Annotated in this window: 20 protein-coding genes; 13 read left to right on the top strand and 7 right to left on the bottom strand. The window is 43.3% G+C overall.

Annotation, left to right across the window (positions count from 1 at the left end; translation table 11 throughout):
* Positions 1-63 precede the first annotated feature (63 nt).
* Positions 64-2,085 (bottom strand): ATP-binding cassette domain-containing protein, encoded by a 2,022-nt coding sequence (locus JMY00_RS04300; RefSeq protein WP_201579247.1) that lies wholly within the window; start codon positions 2,083-2,085, stop codon positions 64-66.
* A gap of 661 nt (positions 2,086-2,746) precedes the next feature.
* Between JMY00_RS04300 and erpA the strand changes: the two genes are divergently transcribed.
* From erpA to JMY00_RS04260, 8 genes are all read left to right on the top strand, one after another.
* Positions 2,747-3,127 carry an iron-sulfur cluster insertion protein ErpA gene (gene erpA / locus JMY00_RS04295; protein ID WP_057757666.1) on the top strand — a complete coding sequence of 127 codons (381 nt, stop codon included), beginning with the start codon at positions 2,747-2,749 and terminating at the stop codon, positions 3,125-3,127.
* A 353-nt stretch (positions 3,128-3,480) separates the two neighbouring features.
* On the top strand, positions 3,481-5,055 hold the full coding sequence (gene gshA / locus JMY00_RS04290; RefSeq protein ID WP_201579246.1) for a glutamate--cysteine ligase: 1,575 nt from the start codon (positions 3,481-3,483) through the stop codon (positions 5,053-5,055).
* Between the two features lie 119 nt (positions 5,056-5,174).
* The gene (locus JMY00_RS04285) at positions 5,175-5,687 is read left to right on the top strand and encodes a disulfide bond formation protein B (protein ID WP_191114474.1); all 513 of its coding nucleotides are present in this window, start codon (positions 5,175-5,177) and stop codon (positions 5,685-5,687) included.
* Between the two features lie 438 nt (positions 5,688-6,125).
* Positions 6,126-6,764: a copper resistance protein NlpE N-terminal domain-containing protein gene (locus JMY00_RS04280; RefSeq protein ID WP_201579245.1), complete on the top strand. Its 639-nt coding sequence runs from the start codon at positions 6,126-6,128 to the stop codon at positions 6,762-6,764.
* Positions 6,765-7,025: 261 nt separating this feature from the next.
* Positions 7,026-8,507, top strand: coding sequence for a UDP-N-acetylmuramate:L-alanyl-gamma-D-glutamyl-meso-diaminopimelate ligase (gene mpl, locus JMY00_RS04275; RefSeq protein ID WP_201579244.1), 1,482 nt, complete (start codon positions 7,026-7,028; stop codon positions 8,505-8,507).
* Between the two features lie 358 nt (positions 8,508-8,865).
* Positions 8,866-9,120 carry a GlsB/YeaQ/YmgE family stress response membrane protein gene (locus tag JMY00_RS04270; RefSeq protein WP_057757652.1) on the top strand — a complete coding sequence of 85 codons (255 nt, stop codon included), beginning with the start codon at positions 8,866-8,868 and terminating at the stop codon, positions 9,118-9,120.
* 233 nt (positions 9,121-9,353) lie between these two features.
* A complete protein-coding gene (gene def, locus JMY00_RS04265; RefSeq protein WP_057757649.1) occupies positions 9,354-9,908 on the top strand; it encodes a peptide deformylase in 555 nt (184 codons plus the stop codon).
* A 146-nt stretch (positions 9,909-10,054) separates the two neighbouring features.
* Positions 10,055-11,230 (top strand): type III PLP-dependent enzyme, encoded by a 1,176-nt coding sequence (locus JMY00_RS04260; protein WP_201579328.1) that lies wholly within the window; start codon positions 10,055-10,057, stop codon positions 11,228-11,230.
* 80 nt (positions 11,231-11,310) lie between these two features.
* Here the strand turns inward: JMY00_RS04260 and JMY00_RS04255 are convergent, their stop codons facing one another.
* The 3 genes from JMY00_RS04255 to dnaJ form a co-directional block, all read right to left on the bottom strand.
* The gene (locus tag JMY00_RS04255; RefSeq protein WP_201579243.1) at positions 11,311-12,246 is read right to left on the bottom strand and encodes a hypothetical protein; all 936 of its coding nucleotides are present in this window, start codon (positions 12,244-12,246) and stop codon (positions 11,311-11,313) included.
* Positions 12,247-12,330: 84 nt separating this feature from the next.
* The gene (gene dapB, locus JMY00_RS04250) at positions 12,331-13,161 is read right to left on the bottom strand and encodes a 4-hydroxy-tetrahydrodipicolinate reductase (RefSeq protein WP_201579242.1); all 831 of its coding nucleotides are present in this window, start codon (positions 13,159-13,161) and stop codon (positions 12,331-12,333) included.
* 172 nt (positions 13,162-13,333) lie between these two features.
* A complete protein-coding gene (gene dnaJ / locus JMY00_RS04245; protein WP_057757637.1) occupies positions 13,334-14,470 on the bottom strand; it encodes a molecular chaperone DnaJ in 1,137 nt (378 codons plus the stop codon).
* 255 nt (positions 14,471-14,725) lie between these two features.
* On the opposite strand from dnaJ, the gene JMY00_RS04240 reads away from it, so the two are divergent.
* Positions 14,726-15,544: a DUF2939 domain-containing protein gene (locus tag JMY00_RS04240; protein WP_240990647.1), complete on the top strand. Its 819-nt coding sequence runs from the start codon at positions 14,726-14,728 to the stop codon at positions 15,542-15,544.
* A gap of 154 nt (positions 15,545-15,698) precedes the next feature.
* Here JMY00_RS04240 and JMY00_RS13600 read toward each other — a convergent pair whose 3' ends face one another.
* From JMY00_RS13600 to JMY00_RS04230, 3 genes are all read right to left on the bottom strand, one after another.
* Positions 15,699-16,046 carry a hypothetical protein gene (locus JMY00_RS13600; protein WP_240990646.1) on the bottom strand — a complete coding sequence of 116 codons (348 nt, stop codon included), beginning with the start codon at positions 16,044-16,046 and terminating at the stop codon, positions 15,699-15,701.
* A gap of 1 nt (position 16,047) precedes the next feature.
* Complete coding sequence (locus JMY00_RS04235) at positions 16,048-16,758, bottom strand: disulfide isomerase DsbC N-terminal domain-containing protein (RefSeq protein ID WP_240990645.1); 711 nt, start codon at positions 16,756-16,758, stop codon at positions 16,048-16,050.
* 393 nt (positions 16,759-17,151) lie between these two features.
* Positions 17,152-17,856 carry a 16S rRNA pseudouridine(516) synthase gene (locus JMY00_RS04230; RefSeq protein WP_102091327.1) on the bottom strand — a complete coding sequence of 235 codons (705 nt, stop codon included), beginning with the start codon at positions 17,854-17,856 and terminating at the stop codon, positions 17,152-17,154.
* Positions 17,857-18,053: 197 nt separating this feature from the next.
* Between JMY00_RS04230 and JMY00_RS04225 the strand changes: the two genes are divergently transcribed.
* From JMY00_RS04225 to JMY00_RS04210, 4 genes are all read left to right on the top strand, one after another.
* Complete coding sequence (locus JMY00_RS04225; RefSeq protein ID WP_201579241.1) at positions 18,054-18,656, top strand: YigZ family protein; 603 nt, start codon at positions 18,054-18,056, stop codon at positions 18,654-18,656.
* A gap of 216 nt (positions 18,657-18,872) precedes the next feature.
* On the top strand, positions 18,873-19,970 hold the full coding sequence (locus JMY00_RS04220) for an alpha/beta fold hydrolase (RefSeq protein WP_201579240.1): 1,098 nt from the start codon (positions 18,873-18,875) through the stop codon (positions 19,968-19,970).
* A 59-nt stretch (positions 19,971-20,029) separates the two neighbouring features.
* Positions 20,030-20,581: an acyl-CoA thioesterase gene (locus JMY00_RS04215; RefSeq protein ID WP_201579239.1), complete on the top strand. Its 552-nt coding sequence runs from the start codon at positions 20,030-20,032 to the stop codon at positions 20,579-20,581.
* Positions 20,582-20,758: 177 nt separating this feature from the next.
* On the top strand, positions 20,759-21,136 hold the full coding sequence (locus tag JMY00_RS04210; RefSeq protein WP_201572180.1) for a DsrE family protein: 378 nt from the start codon (positions 20,759-20,761) through the stop codon (positions 21,134-21,136).
* Positions 21,137-21,323: the final 187 nt, after the last annotated feature.

The raw sequence follows: 21,323 nt of genomic DNA, 5'->3' as shown, positions 1-21,323 counted from the left end.
AAAGGGATGGCTTATGCCATCCCTTTTTTATGTCTGCTTATATAACTAACTATCTAGAATGCTTTATGCGAACTTAGCTTCCATCTCTTCTAAAGTCGTCATTGATAGTAGTAACTTCTCTTCATTATCACTATGCTGCTGCTGTAGCGCCGTTTGCTCATTGAGCAATACAAGTAAGTCAGACTTACGGCTCTCTTCGTACAGCTCTGTATCAGCCAGTTTTTCTTCAAGCGTTACAAGCTGCTTATCAATCTTAGCCAATGTCTTTTCTGTTTCTTCTATCTCGCGGCGGATAGGTGCTGTCATTTTACGCTGTTCAGCCGCTAGCTTACGCTGCTCTTCTTTACTAAGTGCAGGCGTCGCAGCCTTACTCTTTGATGAGATATCAGATGCTTTGTTGCTTACTTGACTATTATCTGTTTCACGTGAAACAAACTTCTTACTCTCTTTTTTGCTTTTTTTCTTACCTGTATTTTTATCTGATGCGTTCTCTTGCTTGCGCTTCTCTGCTAGCCACTTACCATAGTCACCAATGTCGCCATCGAACTCTTCGATGATGCCATCGTGTACCAGATACAGCTCATCACAGACATTTGCAATCAACTCTCGATCATGCGATACCAGTACCACTGCACCTTTAAATCCTTGTAAGGCAATCGTCAATGCTTGACGCATCTGCAAGTCCAAATGGTTGGTCGGCTCATCAAGTACGAGAACATTGGGACGCTGCCAAACGATCAATGCCAATGTTAGACGCGCGCGCTCACCCCCTGAGAATAGCTCGCTTGGGGTATCAATGCGCTCACCGCGGAAGTCAAAGCTACCCAAGAATGAACGTAGCATCGCATCAGAGGTTTTGCCCGCTAGGCGACGTAACATCTCTATAGGCGTTGCTTTGGCATCTAGGATATCCATTTGATGCTGATTGAAATAGCCTAGCTTTAGGGTATCCGAAACACGATATTTCCCTGTTAGTACGCCAAGCTCACCGACTAATGCTTTAATCAGCGTTGATTTACCAGCGCCGTTCATACCCAATAAGCCAAGACGGGTGTCAGGGGTTACCTGTACATTGGCATTGTGTAGAAGCGGTGTCTCACTATAGCCAATATCTGCGTTGGTCAGCTCAATTAGCGGTGAGCTCATGTTTGCTGGCTCATAGAACTGGAACGAGAAAGGGTTATCAGCCATCATTGGTGACAGCTCTGCCATGCGCTCTAACTGTTTAATACGGCTCTGTGCTTGCTTAGCTTTACTGGCTTTAGCACGGAAACGACGAATAAAGTCATCCAAGTGAGCCTTTGTCGCTTCTTGCTTTTCAAACGCTTGCTGCTGCTGCGCCATACGCTCATGACGGGTACGGATAAACTGCTGATAGTTGCCAGTATAAAGGGTGATTTTTTGTTGCTCTACATGCAGGATATGACCAACTGTTGCGTCCAAAAACGCTTGGTCATGCGAGATGACGATGACCAGACCCATATAGGCATTGATCCATGTCTCAAGCCACAGAATAGCATCCAAGTCCAAATGGTTGGTTGGCTCATCGAGCAACATCAGATCAGCACGGCTCATCAAGGTTTTGGCAAGGTTTAAGCGCATACGCCAACCACCAGAAAACCCTTCTACAGGCAGCTCATGCTGGCTAGTCTTAAAACCAAGACCTGCCATAATTTGCGCCGCTTTGGTCGGCGTACGATATCCGTCGATTTCATCGAACTGCTGGTGTAGCACACCAATTTGCTCATCACTGACACTGTTCAAATCATTTAGCGCAGCATTAATTTCATACCACTGCTCATCACCGCTCAATACATAATCGATTGCAGACTGCGTCGTAGCACCAACTTCCTGCGCCATGTGCGCCACATGCCAGCTATCAGGAATACTGATTTCACCTTTATCAAGGGTGACCTCTGTATCGCCTGTACCCATCTGCGTCAGTAGTAGCGCAAATAAGGTAGATTTGCCTGTGCCGTTGTTGCCCGTCAGTCCAACTTTGTGACCTGGATGGAGCTGAAAGCTTGCACCTGCAAACAATTCACGACCATCACGGCGAACACCAACGTCTTTAAATTCGATCATATAATTTCTTCATCTCAACAATAATATAGATATAGGGCAATAAGAAACACACATAGGGTATGCCAACTGGCGGCTATTATTTCAAACGCTTGCCCCATAGGCAAACAATTAAATAACTATTTCAAAACTAAGTATTTATTACGCCAAACACCTTAAGTTGCACAAGCGACTCTTGAGCTCATACATGGTTGTTACTATTATAAAGGTTATGGCCGTAAAATACCGTAATATGACTAATAAGCTTTAAGACTGCCTAATATTATTAAGTAGTGTTTTATATCATCACACGCTATTATTTTTTAGTCTGGTTATTGGTTTAGCCCATTGACGCAGTTATTTTAAAAAACACAATATCAAAATTAGATCACTGCTATTCATTAGTAAAATTCAGTAGTTACATCACTCTTGACAAACGAATTAGCACCCCCATTATGATATACTGATAAAAGATAAGTACCCACTATCAATAGAGCCAATAAAACGTTGTGGTGGCACAAATACTATTTTGAAATTGTACAAACAGCTTATAATGCACCAATAGCTTTGCCATAATGACAGCACCCAATTAAATCAAACGCCGTGCGTATCTTTATTTGCAAGTACCCTATTGCAAACCCAAACAGGACGACGACCGCATTTGATCCTAGCAACTGAGGTAGATATGAACGAATCAGCCAACCAATTTAGTCCAAGCTCAAGCCAGCCAGTAGACCCAACCGTATTAAGCCTAACTGATAGTGCGGCGCAAAAAGTACGCCGTCTACGTGAAGAAGAAGGCGATAGCGATCTTATGCTACGTGTCTATGTGACGGGTGGCGGTTGTTCTGGTTTCTCTTATGGGTTTAACTTTGCCAACGATCTAAACGAAGACGATGCCAATTTTGATAATGGAGATGTGACGTTAGTCGTCGATTCGCTAAGCTATCAATACTTGCAAGGCTCTACCGTTGACTATACTGAAGGACTGGAAGGGGCACGTTTTGTGGTGACCAATCCAAATGCCACGACCACTTGCGGCTGCGGTTCGTCATTCTCTATATAAGCTAAATAGACGCGGTCGCGCTATGGTTATTAAGATAATGCGATAGTGTGCCAATACTATGTCAAATGGCTTGTAGGCATAATGAACAAAGCATCTATCTCTCAGGTAGATGCTTTTTTTATCAAAATGTCTGGCCAGAATAACGCTATATTCGAGATGAATTTGTATTAAAAACAGGGTCAAAATCCTCACAAATCGCTTTGCCTAAAGCTTATCGTATTTGTAATTGTCCGTGGTTTTCAAGGCAGCTTTGAGCTAAACTGACGGAATTATTGACCTAACATTTACCTATTTTATGGACAAACGCTTATCGTGTTTTGATCCGCCATAATAAATAACAATAGATGACGATTATGAGTATTTTTGCGAGTAGCTTTGTTAATTTCGAAATCCCTAATTGGTTTGATAGCCAACACTTAACGGGTATGCTCCGCGGTATTGAAAAAGAGGGCCTGCGAGTAAAGCCTGACGGTTTCTTGGCACAGACCCCGCATCCAGCCAAACTTGGGTCAAAACTTACCCACCCTTTTATCACTACCGATTACTCAGAAAGTCTGCTTGAGCTCATCACTGAACCAAAGTCCTCACCAAAAGAGACCCTCAATATGCTGCGCCAATTGCACGTATTGGTCTATCAGGGCATACCTGAAGGTGAGCTGATGTGGCCATTATCGATGCCTTGCATGTTGTCTTCTAAAGACGAAGATATCCCACTAGCTGATTATGGTAGCTCTAATACGGGTAAGCTAAAAACCCTATATCGTAGTGGCCTTGGTATCCGCTATGGTCGCCGTATGCAGACGATTGCTGGTCTGCATTACAACTTGTCTTTTGGTGATACGTTGTTTGAGACATGGCAAGCCAAAACATCGACTGCCCAAAGCCAAACATTGACAGAGTTCAAAAACGAAAAATACCTAGGGTTGATTCGTAACTTTAAACGTCTAACCAGCCTTGTTTTATATTTACTGGGTGCCAGTCCGAGCGTATGTCCTTGTTTCTTGGCAGGGCGTGAGCACGATTTAGAACTGCTCAATGATTCGACCTATTACAAACCTGCTGCGACTAGCCTACGTATGGGCAAGCTTGGCTATACCAATAGCGTGCAAGAGCAGCTTGATATCCGTTATAACTATCTGCCAGAGTATGTCGATGGTCTGCGCCGTGCCATCCAAACACCGCACGAAAGCTTTGCTAAGCTTGGCTTAGAAGACGAAGATGGTAACCCGATCCAAATCAACAATCATATTCTGCAGATAGAAAATGAGTACTACAGCCCTATTCGTCCTAAACAAATCGCAATGAGCGGTGAAACACCAACCGAAGCGCTTGAGCGTCGTGGTATCGCCTATGTCGAGTTCCGTGCTATCGATCTTGACCCATATAGTGACGTAGGTATTCGCCTCTCTAGTGCTTGCTTCTTGGAAGTGATGGCGCTGTATTGTCTGTTCAGTGACTCACCAGACCTGCTACCTGAAGAAGAAGACACGCTCGCTATCAATCTTGAGCGTGTGGTCAATGAAGGTCGCCGTGATGACTTGCATATTATCAATAATGGCCAAGAGCAGTCACTCGAAAGCTGGATGCTCACGCATCTAGAGCGTATGCAGCCGCTTGCTGCATTGCTTGATGCTCACTACGGTGGTAACGATTACCGCGCGGCCGTAGCATTAATGCAAGGCAAAGCAGGACACTCTGAGTCGACTATCTCTGCACAAGTAAATTCCGACAGTAAACGCTTAGGCAGCTTATGGCAGCTTGGATTTACGTTGGCTCAGCAGCATCGCGAGTCTTTATTACAGCAGACACTTAGTCCAAACACTCAAGCTAAATACGAAGTATTGGCAGAAAAATCTATCTTACAGCAAGCTGAGATTGAGCAGTCTGAAACAGAAGACTTTGCGGAATTTTTACAGCAGTATCGCTAAGTTGCTAGTTATTAATTACTAAGTCCTCATTGTTAAAGTCTGACTGTGAAATTTTGACTGCTTAATCTTGATTGCTACCCTACATCTATTATAGATAAACCCATAAGAGTAACCGCACAATGCGACAGCTAACCACTTACCGTAACCTGCAAGTATTTTTGGTGATAATGGCCGTGATAGGCATGAGCTTTGCGCTGTTTTATTTACAGCGTCATTTAGGACTTTCACCTTGCCCACTCTGTATTTTTCAGCGTGTTGGTCTAATCGTCATGGGCGGATTCGCCCTGATATCAGCGTTGTTTAATCCTAAATCTAAAGTGATAAGACTACTGCTATGGCTTGGTAGTCTAGTAGGTATCGGCTGGGCAACTGCGGTAGCAGCACGCCATGTATGGCTGCAACATTTGCCTGCTGACCAAGTACCTTCTTGTGGTCCAGGACTGAACTATTGGCTTGATACCCTCCCTATTCTACAAGTATTCAAGGAAGTATTTGCTGGCTCTGGCGAATGCGCTTCTGTTGATTGGACGCTTATGGGATTAAGTATTCCTGAGCAGTCGTTGATTCTATTTAGTGTGCTGCTAATCGTACATGTGTTGATATTAATGCGTATCGTAAAATCTGCTAATTAAGATCGTATGACTCAATAAAACGTTAGCTTTCCTAGTTCTACTTTTAAAACAGACATTGCTATCTTCGATACAATGTCTGTTTTTTTGTCTACTATTAACCCGCCCTTACAACCCATATTAGCCTTACCAACAGGTATCGCTAATGTCAACTTATTCCTTTTAGACATATGGGCAACAACAAAAAGCCCACAGAGATATTATCAAGCCTTTGATATCTTTAGTCAGCTTGCCTTATAAACAGATAAGCATTAGATATTTGTCGCTTTCTACTCATAAGCTATCTGTATTTTGAATATAAGATAATGCTATCAAGTTCTTAATTTATATTATTACTACGCGCCCATGCCTTATTATCCTTATCTTTGACAATGGCTTTACGTTGTCGATAGTATAGATGAGCTTGAAAAATACTTGTTAAAAACTGTTTTTGGTATGACCATGATATATTTTGCTCCCGTTTGCTCTACTACGCTTGCTATCGTAAAACGCTGGCGTCCTTCGTTACTTGTAGCGTCACTATGCGTGCTACTCGTAGGCTGTGATAGTGCCTCGTCCAATACCGATAAAGACATGGTATCTACGTTCGCGTCGACTGGTTCTGAGTCGCAAGATGCTTCACAATCATTGCAAGATGACAACGCTAGGAATGCTGAGCTAGCGAATGATGATGAAACAGGCGAAATGGTGGAAGGGCAATCATTAATTGCTGCTGCTCAGTCAAATAAAGATACCTATGTAGACAGCTCTATGGAGCGATCAGAAGCAAAAAGCAGTATGCTGCAAGCAACATTGATGGGCGATTATGGCGGCATGGTCTCTTGTATAGATTGCGACAGTATCGACGTTACATTGAACTTATTCGCTGATGGTTCCGTACTAAAAACAAGTTATTATCATAATCCTGAAAAACCAAAAACACCTCTACTCGAATCGGGCATCTACCGACAAGACAATGACAAAATCACCATTGTCTATGAAGGGAAAAATATCGAAACCTACCATATCCAAGACAACCATTTGATACGGATCGATGAGCACGATAATTTAGAGGATGACTATACGTTATCTCGCAAATAAAAGCGTCATCATGCTGACTGTTAGTTGGCGTATCTCTACATACTAAAACGACCAAATTACATTAGCTACATAGCGCCTACTTGTTAGGCGTTTTTTATTGGTCATCGAACAGGGTTTACTTTACAATGATTGCTTGTTTGCCAAGCTGATAGGTTGATCATTGTTTATCAAAGTGGTTATTTTTACTGATGACAGCTAGGCACTTCATACTTTATTTTATCAGCTCTCTATTCTTTTCATTCAAGCGCGTACGGAACGTCTATGCATATTCATATCCTTGGTATTTGTGGTACTTTTATGGGCTCACTGGCATTGCTAGCACGTGCGCTTGGGCATACGGTTACGGGTTCAGATGCCAATGTCTATCCTCCTATGTCCACTCAGCTCGAAAATGCTGGCGTGACTATAGAAGAGGGCTACCTAGTAGAACATTTGCAACCAACGCCAGACTTAGTCGTCGTTGGGAACGCGATGAAGCGCGGCATGGATGTGATTGAGTATATGCTAGATAATGGCTTGCGCTATACCTCAGGTCCGCAGTTTTTATCTGAGCAAGTATTGCAGTCACGTCACGTAATCGCCGTTGCAGGTACGCATGGTAAAACTACAACCACGACTATGCTTGCGTGGATATTACATTATGCTGGTATCGATACAGGGTTTTTGATTGGCGGTGTGCCATTAGTTGATACGACTGACGAGCACTTACAGCAAGTGTTTGCGCACAGCAGCTATTTGGGCGCTGATAAAAGCGATGATGATAAATCTGGTTACTTCGTGATTGAAGCAGATGAGTACGATTCTGCGTTTTTTGACAAGCGTTCGAAGTTCGTTCACTATCGTCCGCGTACTGCTATTTTGAATAACCTTGAGTTTGATCATGCAGATATCTTTGCGGATCTCAATGCAATACAAACTCAGTTCCACCATATGGTGCGTATGATTCCAAGCACTGGCAAAATCATTATGCCAGCCGCGACCATCAGTTTAGAAGATACGCTAGCGAAAGGGGTTTGGACACCTATCTGGCGTACTGCCGTCATCGACTCTACTTTAGCTGATACTAGCGAAAATGCGCGTGCTCTGAAAGATAGTAGCGATTGGCAGGCTGAGCTGATTCAAGAAGACGGTAGCCAGTTCAAAGTCAGTTTTGCCGCTAATGAAGATGCCTCTGCCGTTGTAAACTGGTCAATGAGCGGCATCCATAACGTCAACAATGCATTAGTTGCTGTGGCTGCAGCACATGACGTTGGCGTCAGTGTTGAGACTGCCTGTGCTGCTTTATCAGATTTCGCTGGTATCAAGCGCCGGATGGAGCTGATTGGCGACGTCAATGACATCTTAGTCTTTGATGATTTTGCCCATCATCCAACAGCTATTACAACCACATTAGATGGTGCCAAAAAGAAGCTGGCGGATAGACGTATTTGGGCTATCATTGAGCCGCGTAGCAATACCATGAAAATGGGCATTCATCAAGACAGCTTGGCTCAATCAGCGGCACTTGCTGACTACACATTATGGTACGAGCCTACTGGTTTGGAATGGGGCTTAAAAGAGGTCATCGAACAAGCTAAGGCTACTAGCGACGCTATCGGTAACCAACAAGTGCTATCAAGCATTGATGATATCATTGAGCATATTAGCAGTCATGCAAAAGCAGGTGATGCGATTGTGGTCATGTCGAATGGCGGTTTTGAAGGGATTCATCAGCGTTTATTAACCGCATTACATAACGGCTAACGCTTCTAATTAAGATAAAAAAGCAGCTCTTATAAAGAGACAGCTCTTCTCATTCTTTTATACACAAACGCAGCTCATCTAATAGATGGCTGCGTTTTTTATTTCTAATATTTATATGTCTTCATTATATGGATTCAGCCTTACAAGTACCACGTTGATAAACGCTGTTAGCACCACTGCTACCTTTGTAACCTTTCGTTTACTTATTGCTCTTACTCAATAGCAAATCGGACTTTTTCCTCACATAGCCCCTACAGTAGTAACATTTTATGCTTACTTTTGCGTTCAGGGAGTGTTTACAATAGATTTATCAAAACTTGTAACACATTATAAATATTAATAATATTAGGAGAATAACATGAGCTTTATTTGGATGATTATTGTAGGTTTAGTCGCAGGTCTATTAGCACGTGCTATTAAACCAGGTAACGACCCTATGGGTTGGATTATGACTATCGTATTGGGTATCGTTGGTGCAATGTTAGGTGGTTTCTTAGCTGGCCTAATCGGAATCAATGCTGATGGTGGTTTCACTGGTCTTATTTTCTCAGTAATTGGTGCAATTATCTTACTGTTCTTATATGAAATGATTGTCAATAAACGCCGTGCATAATTAGTTATAAACCGTACATAGTTTGGTCATAAATGATTATTAGCTAATTAAAATACTATATAAACAAAGCCTTGCATTAAGCAGGGCTTTTTTATGCCATTTATCATCAAAATTTAGTCTTTCTATATGCATATAGCATCATATGACTGCGAAAGTATTGATAAGCATTACTTTTGTCCCCATTTATCTTATAATATCAACCCTATTTTGTCCTTATCTTTGAGGTGAGCGTTATGGCACTACTCCCTATCTTAAGTTACCCAGATCCTCGCTTGCGTACCATCGCCAAGCCTGTCAAGGAAGTGACTGCTGAAATCAAAACCTTAATCGCAGACATGATCGAGACGATGTATGATGCTCAAGGCATTGGTCTTGCAGCCAGTCAAGTGGATCATCATATTCAGCTTATCGTTATGGATTTGTCTGAAGACAAAAGCTCTCCTAGAGTTTTTATCAATCCAAAAGTCACGCCACTGGTAGAAGAAAAGCAACCGTATGAAGAAGGCTGCTTATCTGTACCTGATGTCTATGACAAGGTCGAGCGTCCTAATAAAGTCCGTATTGAAGCGTTAGACGGTAACGGTGAGGTCATCGATGAAGTAGTCGAAGGACTGCTTGCTGTTTGTATCCAGCATGAAATGGATCACCTAAATGGCGTAATCTTCGTTGACTACTTGTCTCGTCTTAAACAGACTCGTGCTCGTGATAAAGTTCGCAAAGTTCTTAAAATACGCGAAAAGCAAGAAGCTCAATCAGCAGAAAAACAGACACAAGCCGTCAATTCTTAAAGCCCTACTCTTTATTCTTATCTTTTTTATTTCGTCTTTATCCTTCACATAGTTACGTCACAGTGAGTGTTAATATTTAGCATTCACCGTTTGGCGATAATTTTTCTAACCGATACAGTTTCCACAAAAGGTTTACTACTATGACAATGATCAAAATTGACCAATATTTTGAACCTGCCAGCTGGCAGAAATTTACCAAGGCTGCTGAAGGTCGCGAGACGCCTGTCTTGGTAGTTGACCTTAGTCGTATCGAAACCAAATACCATGAAATGGTAAGTCTGTTTCCTAATGCAAAACTGCATTATGCAATGAAAGCTAGCCCTGCGGTGGAAGTAATCAATTTACTAGCAAACCTTGGTTCTAACTTTGACTGTGCCTCTATTTATGAGCTTGATCGCGTGCTTGGTTGCGGCGTTGAGCCATCTCGTATCTCATATGGCAACACCATCAAAAAAGCTGAACATGTTAAGTATGCCTTTGAAAAAGGCATCGATCTATATGCGACTGACTCAGAAGCAGATCTAAAAAACATTGCCAAACACGCTCCAGGCTCTAAAATATTTGTGCGTATCTTGGTGCAAGGCTCAGAGACAGCAGAATGGCCATTGTCACGTAAGTTTGGTTGTCATCCTAATATGGCAATCGACCTACTGGTTCAAGCACGCGAGTTGGGCTTGGTACCTTATGGTATCTCGTTCCACGTCGGTAGCCAGCAAAAAGACGTCGCTGCATGGGATGATGCATTAGCCAAAGTTAAATATATGTTTGACTGGATGAAGAACGAAGAAGGTATCAAGCTACAAATGATCAATTTGGGTGGCGGCTTCCCGACCAATTACATCAGCGAAGTCAACCCTATTAAGGTCTATGCAGAAGAGATTACCAGCTATTTGACTGATGATTATAATGATGATGAGATGCCTGAGATTATTTTAGAACCAGGCCGTTCACTCGTTGGTGGTTCAGGTGTCTTGGTTAGTGATGTGGTACTGATCTCTCGTAAGTCAGATACCGATTTGACTCGTTGGGTATATACCGACGTTGGTCTATTCCAAGGCTTAATCGAAACGCTAGGCGAAGCTATCAAGTACCCTGTCTATACGCCTAAGATGGAAACGTCTACCAGCGAGGGTACTGTGGTATTGGCAGGCCCAACCTGTGATTCAACCGATATCATGTATGAAGAAGCGGGTTATCAGCTACCAGAAGAGCTTGAGATTGGTGATAAAATCTACTGGCTGACCACTGGTGCTTATACCAACTCTTACTCATCGGTAGAGTTCAATGGTTTCCCACCGCTCGAAGTGGTTTATATTGACTAGTATTTGTAATGTTCCACAAAAAAGCGCGGCACGGTTGTTAATACTCGTGTCGCGCTTTTTTGTACGTAACGATTTCATAACTAGTCAACTCGTAAGGAAATAGGCACGCTATTGTTGTTATTAATAGTTCGGCTACCGTTACTGGTACTACTGCTTGAGTTTTGTGAAATCTGTCCAATCGTTACCCATTGTCCACGTGGCACGATCATCGTACTGTTCAATCTTTGACCTCGAACAGGATTACTAGCACTGCTAGTAGAATTGTCAGTAGAACTCATTTGATTATAAGGTGAATTCGGCTGCACTAAGCTTTCTTCCACTTGGGAAAGTTGTACTTCCACCTGCCCGCTAGGCAACAGTCTTGGTGTGATAGCAATCCCTTGTGTCATTGGCAGTAGTATTTGCTGCTGAATCACGATCTGTGGTTTGAAGTTATCGTTAGCTGAACGATGATAAGTTGAATAGTTATTAGCATTGTAGGTTTGAGTTAGCGAGTAGATCGTACCTGTGCTGATACTCGCCGCACTGCCAGATAGTGTTTGTACTTGATATAGATTATTACCCTGCTGCTGGCTGCTACGCTGACTAATGACCCCTGCACCTTGAATACCGCGATTGGTGATAATGACTTGACCCTGCTGAATACTACCTTGCCCGCTACTACTATTGCCAACACGTACAGCGACCGTCAATGCCTGTGGCTGACGGTCAATTTGAGACAACAACTGCTGTACCGCCTCATAATTGCGTGCCGTCGTCCGCAGTACCAATTTATCTTGATACGTAGTCACCGTACCACCGTCTGCGCTACTATTTAATTGCTGCCTTACTGCAGGTAGTAGGCTAGCCCCGCCATAAGTATGGATAACATAGGTTTGAGAGGTGCTGGCTTGTACGGTAATTGGTAGAACCGCTAGACTCAGTGCACCAACAGACAGACATACACGGCTCGTAAGGTTGATGGTACAAATAGCACTAATCATTTTATGTTTAACATAACGTTTGATACTATTCATACCCGCTCCCTTGCTGCTATTAAGTCATCGAGCCATCAGTCATAACGCTATAGTCAATCATCAACTATTAACTATAAATAGTCGTTAGTCACTTAATCCAAGTACATCTTGCATGTTGTACTGACCTACTTCCTGCTCAACAACCCAAGTTGCGGCACGTACGGCACCCGCGGCAAATGTCATGCGCGCACGCGCACGATGGGTAATCTCGACCACTTCGCCATCTGCGATAAACATCACAGTATGGTCGCCTACGATTTCGCCACCACGTACCGCGTGGATACCGATTGTCCCAGATTCGCGCTCGCCCGTTTGTCCTTCGCGGCCATAAATAGCAACGTCTTTTAGGTTTTGTCCGCGTGCTTCTGCGACGGCTTCGGCCATCATATATGCCGTACCAGAAGGCGCATCGATTTTGTGTTTATGATGGGCTTCGATGATTTCTACATCAGCATCATTACCAAACGCTTTGGCAGCCATACCGAGTAGCTTCAATGATAAATTAACGCCTGTCGAATAGTTACCCGCATATACGATAGTGATTTTCTCACTTGCTTTTGCCAGTACTCGTTCTTGCTGTTCATTGAATCCTGTCGTCCCGATGACCATAGCGACGTTATGCTCAGCACAAACTTGCATGTTTTTTTCAGTAGCGTCAGGCAAGCTAAAATCAATCAGTACATCGATATCAGCAATCACAGCGGCTAAGTCATCAACGATTTGTACATTTAAATGACCGATAGCAGCAACTTCGCCGGCATCAGCACCGACTAGGCTAGAGCCTTGACGCTCAATCGCTGCTTTTAATGTAGTTTGCGGGTTATTCTGTACTGCCTCGATGAGCATACGACCCATACGGCCGCCTGCACCGATTACTCCAACGTTGATAGATTTATTATTTGCTTGTTCGCTCATACTTTTACCTTAGATGTTTTATATTTGGTGAAATTATCTTTGACCATATTTATCGTAAGTTTAGCAAATATCATCACATGAATGGCTTTTTATACCATCAATAAAAAGCCCAAAGGTTTCACATGAAACCTTTGGGCTTAGTTTAATACTAGCTACTTAGTTAGATTATTTCTTAATCGAATAAGTCGCCGATTTTCTTGAAGAATGACTTTTTATGTGGTGACTGTTGATGCTTACTGTCGTCATCCAACGTGTCTTGGAATTGGCGTAATAAGTCTTTTTGCTCACGAGTTAGATTTACTGGCGTTTCGATAACCACACGGCAAATCAAGTCACCTTTCATAGTAGTACGGACTGGCGTCACACCTTTGCCGCGTACACGCAGCAACTTACCGCTTTGCGTACCTTCTGCCACTTTGATTTTTACTTTGCCATCTAAGGTTGGGATTTCGACTTCTTTACCCAATGCTGCATCAGTGATGCTTACTGGCACATCCATATATAGGTCAGCACCTTGACGGGTGAATACATTGTGCTGTTTGACGCGTACTTCGACATATAGATCGCCGTTTTGTACGCCAGCACCGCCCGCTTCACCTTCGCCAGCTAGACGAACACGATCACCATCATCGACGCCTGCAGGGATAGAGACTTCTAAGGTGCGTGATTTGTCTTTTACGCCATTGCCATGACAGTCCGAACAAGGGTTTTTGATCTGCTTACCCGTACCGCCGCAATGAGGACAAGCTTGCTGTACCGCAAAGAAACCTTGCTGCATACGTACTTGACCTTGGCCATGACAAGTCTGACAGGTAACCACATCAGAAGCATTTTTTGCCCCTTTACCATCACAGGTATCACAAGGCGCAGGAGCCGTGAAACTGATTTCTTTTTTGCAGCCACGTACAGCTTCTTCTAATGTCAGCTCAATCACATAACGCAAGTCAGAGCCGCGACGCGAACGCCCACCGCCGCCGCCACGCTGCTGACCGAAGATATCACCGAAGTTACCAAAGATATCACCAAAGATATCTTGGAAGTTACCGCCACCTGCGCCGCCGAAGCCGCCGCCACCCATGCCGTTTTCAAAGGCTGCATGGCCCATACGGTCGTAGGCTGAACGTTTCTCTTCGTCGCTCAATACTTCATAAGCCATTGAAGCTTCTTTGAATTTGTCTTCCGAATCAGGATCATCAGAGTTGCGATCTGGATGGTATTTCATGGCAAGCTTACGGTAGGCTCGCTTAATTTCTTTGCTGTCAGCGGTCTTGCTGACACCTAATATTTCATAAAAATCGCGCTTACTCATGCTCTCTCCTATCGTCTTTACAGCCACACCGGCTCGTCAAGTCATCAGCTCAATTGATAATTGTCTTAATCTTATTCGTGATTCTTAGCCATCAGATATATATAACGTTTCACATGAAACACAACAACTCACCATGCTATAGAACCATAATGCTTAGACTTAACCAACAAATACGGTGAAGGCTGCTTAGCCAAATCAATTATAAAAAGTTTGCGCTATTTATGGAGATGGTCTGCTGATTTATCAAGCTCTTAAATGATGAAATTAGCAGTTGGCATTGTTGCGGCAAAAGCCAAACGATTCATTAAGGTTACTGCAAAGCTTTTCGTACCTGAGCGGTGCCCAGTCGTGCTAATATTTACCGCCACATCTACGGTCATTTATACTCATAGTGATGACGCTTGCGACAAGGTATCAAGTCTTATGAAAAAGCTGGTTATTCTATTAATCATCATTGCGGTAGCAGTATATGCAGGCTCGCCTTATTACAGCGCTTATCAGCTCAAAAACGCTTATGACGATAAAGACGGTGCCACTATCGCAGCGGCTATTGATTATGAGCAAGTGCGACCAAGCGTTCAAAACCAGCTAACCAGCCAATTTGCGACGACAATGACTAAATATCCATTAATTTCTGAATTGGGCGGTGAGCCGTTGACCCAAGCCGCGAATGGTTTTATCGCGCAGGCAGTTGAAGGTGCCATCACACCGCAGAATATCGAAAAGGTGATTAATACCCAAGGTCAAGCCAATACAGCAACCAAAGAGCTAGCTGCAGCATGGGCCATCGCTAGCGATCAAGTCGACTTGAAAAACCTAATTCAGAGCTTAATTATTCAGCGCGGTGATGTCGATGCCGTGGTCAAAAGCCAAATGCAGCAAGTCATGAAAAAACAAGCTGCCGAACTTGAGCAGCAAGTCGCCCAAGGCAATGACAGTGAAAAGCCAACGCTTAGCTACTGCGGTATCAATTGTTTTAGTATTAGTGGTCAGGTAAAAGGCTATCCTCTTACTATCGAGATGCAGCGTGAAGGGCTTATCAATTGGAAAATCGTTGATATCGTCTTACCATAAATTATTTAAGACAGCTTCTGATATGCAAAAACGTCTGAATAGAACCATAAAAAACCGCCCTATGAACTGATTCACAAGGCGGTTTTTTTACTTTGACTAGCAGTCCAATATCTTAAATTTTTGAATTACTGAAGCACTTAACCCTACCAATCGATTATTCAACACCCAAGAATTCTAGAAATTCTGGACTCTCAAAACTCGCTTGATATAGCACGCCATCTTCACGATAGATGGCAGGCGTCGCCATTACCGCGAGTCCAGCTGCTTTTTCACGATTGGGTGTTACATGGTCAACTGTACAACTTGCTGATGCAGGCGTCATTTCACCCTGTAGCATCGCTTTGTCAAATGCCTGATGACGACTGTCTTCATCCGCTTGGCACCAGATACCACGCATCTGCTTTGGTGACGCCTCATATATCGGATAGCCGATAACATTGACTGTACGCCTTTTGCATTGAGTGAGGGGACTTGCTGATGTAATCGGCGGCAATAAGGGCAATTCACGTCATCAGATAGATAACGGCTCTCTCAGTAGTGGTTGCTGGATAAGTAATCAGCTGGCTTTTGTCCAATGACGCAAACACAGACTGGTTTTTACGTTTTTCAAAGTTCTCATCGAGGCCGATAAATTGACCGTTTTCGATGACTGATATTTCACCATCGGTAATATACTGCGCATCGTCCGATAGTAAAAACGGCACGCCTTCTAGCGTTGCTCCCCAGATAACACCCGGTACTGCGGTATAAAAGAATGGCGTTTTAGCGCTCATGTTCTTAAGCGCAGCCATATTTGCTAGCATGTCAGACTTGACTGAAGCACTGACAGGTTTACCTACTTGCGCACTCGTGCTACGTACTGGCGTTTTAGTGATAACTTGCTTACTTGGGTTTTTCTGTAGCTCACCCTGAACGACGTAACGACCATCTTCGGTGATGTGCAGCGGCAACTGGCCGGCCAAATTCACTTGATACATATTGGGCAGTTTGGATGGCACAATAGAAGTAATCTGTGTTTTGATGCCTGCTTGGGTCAGTACTTGGCGCAATCGCTTATCAACAGCTGCACTTACTGCTTGAGCTACTTGCGAACTTGCAGTGCTTTGCGTTACGTTATTACTGTTGGCATCTGCCGAACTTGGCTGAGCGCAAGCAGTAGTTGCTAATAGTATGATGCTGATTAGGCTAGCGGACTTACATACAGGTAGTGTCACAGAGAGATTCCTATCTGGTTTTTAATAATGGCAGTTTTTAATAATGGCAGTTTTCGATATTAAGACCAATTCCAAAGCTATTACTAACTCAAAGGTAGCAATACATTTTCTGATTAGTCAGCTTTTTGGAATTGGTTTAAACATTGTCTATCATAAAAATATAGATAAAAAAGACTGTAGCATATGGGATAGTTTTGCAAAGCACTAAATGGCTAATGTCGCAAAACTGCTACTTAGCTTTAAGAGATAGGCAATACAGGTAGGTAGTAGACATAAATACAATATAGCAGACCGCAAAAAGCAGCACACTAAGTAGCGGCTGCTAATTGGTTTAAAACGATAGTTTCAAGATAAATACTAAGGCTAAAGCTTAATAGTTTCAGTGCTCATTTATTAAAACTTGGCAACTTCTTCTGGCGTTAAGAAACGGCTGTCGCCTTTTTCTAGGCCTTCTAGATTGATATGACCGATACTGGCACGGTGCAGCTCAGTGACTCGATTACCAAAGTAACCCATCATACGTTTGACCTGATGGTATTTGCCCTGCTCTAATGTCAGACGTGCATGTTTTTCATCAATGAACTCAAGAATAGCTGGCTTGGTCGGCTCATAGTCGCCTTCTAATAAAATCCCTTCAGCGACTTTTTTCACAGCTTTTTCTTGTGCATCACTATCCATTGCATCTGCCAATGTCAGCTCGTATACCTTTGCATGCTCGTGCTTAGGACTGGTGACACGGTGCAGCCAGCCGCCATCATCACTCATGAGCAATGCGCCAGTGGTATCGACATCGAGACGTCCAGCGATACGCAGGCTACCCAATTCTGGTACAGCAATCAGTTCGGTGACGATTGGATACTCTTTAACTTTTAGCGTGCACTCGAAACCTTCAGGCTTATACAACAAGATATAGCGATTGCCCGCAGCGACCGACAACGGCTCGCCTGCCCACATCACATCATCATTGACCACATCGACATGTAGGCCAGGATCTTTAACCACTTGATCGTTTACGGTAATCTCGCCTGCGTGCATGATCTTTTTTGACTCTTTGCGCGACAGCTCGGTGGCTTTACTAATGAATTTATCTAAACGCATACTATTTACTACCATCGGTTTTATTATACCAGCCCTAAATCAGAAACTAACGACGCCAGCACTCAGCCGTGAGCGGCTCGTTATCTTCGATGGTTAGAAATGGTACTATAATGAAAAATTAAATGAACACTGTGCTCAATACAAAAGCCAGTGAAAGTCAGACCAGTTTAACATATCCAACCTAAGCCTGATGAAATATGAGCTATCAAACGCTAAAACGTGCCGTTACCACGCGACTCGAAATTAAAAAATCTGAGTTTATCGCTTACGCCTACCCGGTGACCTCTCGCGAGCAAGCAATGTTTCACGTGGAACAACTGCGCGAGCAATATCCTGATGCACGGCATTTTTGTTGGGCATACATCATTGGTGACCCTGATAACACCACTAGTGCTGGTTTCGATGATGATGGCGAGCCAAGTGGTACAGCGGGTCGACCGATATTAAATGTACTGCAGCATAAGTCGATCGGCAACGTGATTATCATCGTGGTGCGTTACTTCGGTGGTATCAAATTGGGTGCTGGCGGTCTTACCCGTGCTTATGCGGGCTCTGCTCAAGCGGCCGTCGACGAGATGATATTAAACCCTTATGTACCGATGACCCAGATTCAGATACTGGCAGAATTTGCGACTGAAGCGCAATGCCGCTATATGATAGAGAGCCTTGGCGGTCATATCGACGATGTCGCCTATAGCAAGCAAGTAACCTTAACCGCCACACTTGCTGAAGCAGATGTCGAAAATTTAAAAGCGCGCTTAGCAATGGATGGTCAAGTATTGGATAAGCCAGAAGATTAAAAGTTTCTGATTAACTACTCTCATCGCAAATTTTGGACAGCTCTCCTTTCAATATATTTATTTGTTAGATTTTTCAGTAACTGTTTTCAATAACTGTTTTCAGTAATCATGCGTTCACTGAAAATTATTGGTTTTCACAGGTACTGGCGTTATGATAAAAAAACCTTACCACGCTACTCTATTTGTTTTTCCACGATTATTAAATAAGACCAATATATGTCAACTTCAACCAAACCTTTTTCTCCAGCACCTTTTAAGCCACCATTTTGGCTAACCAATCCACATCTGCAAAGCATCTTACCTAAGTTTTTTGCGCCAAAGGCACCCACCTACCGCCGCGTGGTCGAAAAAGACTCATTGGACGAGAGTGATATTGCTTATGATTTTTATGATGCGCACCCTATAGAAGCGTCAAAAAATGGTGAGCTTGAGCAAACCCCATTGATTGTCCTCTTCCACGGCATGGAAGGTAGTAGTGACAGTCATTATGCGCGCGCACTGGCGTATCAAATGCACGCGCAAGGCTGGCATTTTGTGGTGGCACATTTCCGCAGTTGCGGCGGTATTCCTGCCAGTGGCACAGTGTTCTACAACGCAGGCGACACTGATGAGGTGCATCATGCGCTACAGAATTTGCGTGAGCAGTATGCCAATATTTATGCGGTTGGCGTCTCGTTAGGTGGCAATGCACTGGCCAAATACATGGGCGAATATGAGGACAAAGTCCTTTGTAAAGGTGCCGTTGTTATCTCCGCGCCAGTCGATATGTCTTCAGCTGCTATTACTATGCACAGCTTTTTAAGTCATCGTATCTATACGCCGTATCTGCTTAACCCAATTATCAAAAAAGCGTTGGCGAACGATCTCACTCAAGATGAAATCAACTCTATCAAAGCTGCCAATCGTATCAGTGATTTTGATGATATCTTTACTGCGCCGCGTCATGGATATCGCTCCAAAAACGACTATTACCATACTGCATCCGCAATGCCATATTTGCGCAACGTCACTCACCCTCTGCTATTAATCAGTGCAAAGGACGATCCTTTTATTGGCTTTACTGCTACGCCAAATGATGTCTCTGATAGTGTCACTATCTTAGATACTGAGCATGGTGGTCACATCGGTTATCTACGTTATCGATCAGACAACGGTCATTCCAAAAGCAAATCGTCTGTTACCAATGATAAAGAGTCCAAGACTTCAAAATTCGATATTAACTGGATACCTGAGACGGTCAGCGCTTATTTTAGTTGGATTGGTGTGGCTTCTACTAGCGAACCTTCTCAGGACGTGGTCTCTGACAATAAATAATCACTGTCATCAATGACAAAATAATAACGCCAACGTTTATAACCTTTTGAGAGTGTTTTATGTACCCATTTATCCGTTATGCTAGCACCATCGCTCATGCTGCCCTAAAAGCAAAAAAGGGCGATACTTTGGCGCTCAAGGACACCAGTGAAATTCAGTTTCGCTGCCGCTTATCCGATATAGATAATTTTTTGGAGATGAATAACGGCCGCGTGTTTACGCTTTATGATTTGGGTCGTATGGACTTTGCAGTACGGACTGGTCTTGGCAAGCAATTGTTAAAACAACGCTGGGGCTTGGTCATCGCTGGCAGCACTATCCAATACCGTAAGCGTATTCGCGCCTTTCAAAAAGTCACACTCAAGACCAAAATCGTAGGTATCGACGCGCGCTGGCTCTATATCGAACAATCAATGTGGGTCAAAGGACAGCCCTGCTCATCTGGACTACTGCGTACTGGTGTGACAAAGGGTGGTAGAGTGATCGACACGGCACAAGTACTGGCTGCACTGGGCCAGTCTGATTGGGATCTACCGCCAAAAGGTTACGTGGCTGAATGGATCAAAAGTGATGCTGATCGTCCGTGGCCGCCTGTCGATACAGCTGACTAACTTAACTTTATAAGCTAGAAATCCATTACTTTTAATTTATTTAACAGATGGTACAAGCAAGCAACCTTATAGCTACTATTTCATAACAACTCATTATATAAATATATATAATAAATGTTAGGATAGTAGTGAGTACATACTCAGATAAAACAAATATAGTCTTATAAGGAGAATAATATGGCTAATACAACAGATTATGTCGGCACGTTATTTGATAATAGCGAATCAAACCCAAGCAAAATTACTTTAGCATTTACCATGGCAGGCGTGGCACTGAAAAAAGGCCATTCTGCTACTGTGATATTAATGGTGGATGCGGTGCATCTGGCAAAACCAAACGCGCTAGACAATGTAGATATCGGCGATCCGTTCGAGCCAGCTGGTGAGGTACTAGAAGCCTTTATCGAAAAAGGTGGCCAAGTATTGGTCTGCGGCGCTTGTATGAAACACAACGGTGTAGAAGAGTCAGATATCGACAAGCGCTTTGAAGTGATTAGCGGTGATGATGTGGTTGAGCTGTTGATGAATGCGAAAGGGTCGTTGCAGTTGAATTAGGACATAAGCAAATTCAGTTAATCAAGCTGTAGAAGTGAGTCAGTTTCTTAGTCATCGTTTTGGTGGGGGAGTTTCCTAAAAACTGTGTAACTGCTTATAATCCATTAACAGGAGAATAAGCAATGACTACTCAATCTGACATTAAAAAACTGGCCGAGCAAATGGCTGGTAGCATGAAAAGCTTTGA

This window comes from Psychrobacter sp. Pi2-52, from assembly GCF_904846705.1.
Taxonomy (GTDB): Bacteria; Pseudomonadota; Gammaproteobacteria; order Pseudomonadales; family Moraxellaceae; genus Psychrobacter.
The sequence above is the reverse complement of the archived record's forward strand: the minus strand, read 5'-3'. Positions and strand labels throughout refer to the sequence as shown.